The organism is Paenibacillus sp. VTT E-133291 (assembly GCF_002264395.1).
GTDB classification, from domain to species: Bacteria; Bacillota; Bacilli; order Paenibacillales; family Paenibacillaceae; genus Paenibacillus_AQ; species Paenibacillus_AQ nitricinens.
Window position 1 is genome coordinate 1 of sequence record NZ_NFVA01000243.1, and the last position, 465, is coordinate 465.

The following is a 465-nucleotide window of genomic DNA, read 5'->3' on the forward strand; positions in this document are numbered from 1 at the left end:
TGAAGTGCTCCCTGTCAAGTGTACAGTGTAAAAAACAAAAACTAGTTAGTTTAGATACCTCAGCTCGCATCATCAGAGCTGAGGTATCTTCGTTATGCAGCTCGTCGGTATTCGTTAGGTGACAAGCCACCCAAGCGTTCTGTGTAGCGGTAATTATTGTAGTAATGAATATATTTGCTAATCTCTATGAGGATATCTTCATAGGTGTCGTACTTTGTAAGATAATAGCTTTCTGACTTGTAGGTACCCCAAAAACGCTCAATAGGTTGGTTGTCCAAACATCGGCTCACACGAGACATGCTTTTCTTAAATCCGTATTTTACATGAAGTCGGTTGTACTCATGAGACGTATACTGGAAGCCTCTGTCGCTTTGTAAAAGAGGGCTTACGCCAGGGTTCTTCGCGTAAGCCCTCTTCAACGTATCCATCACGAGTTTATTGTTGTTGGAGGGGCTTAATACCCAT

General features: G+C 42.4%; 1 protein-coding gene. It reads right to left on the bottom strand.

The window, feature by feature from the left end:
- Window positions 1-92: 92 nt before the first annotated feature.
- A partial coding sequence (locus tag CA598_RS31765) for an IS3 family transposase (protein WP_143812509.1) occupies window positions 93-465 on the bottom strand: 373 nt, incomplete at its 5' end.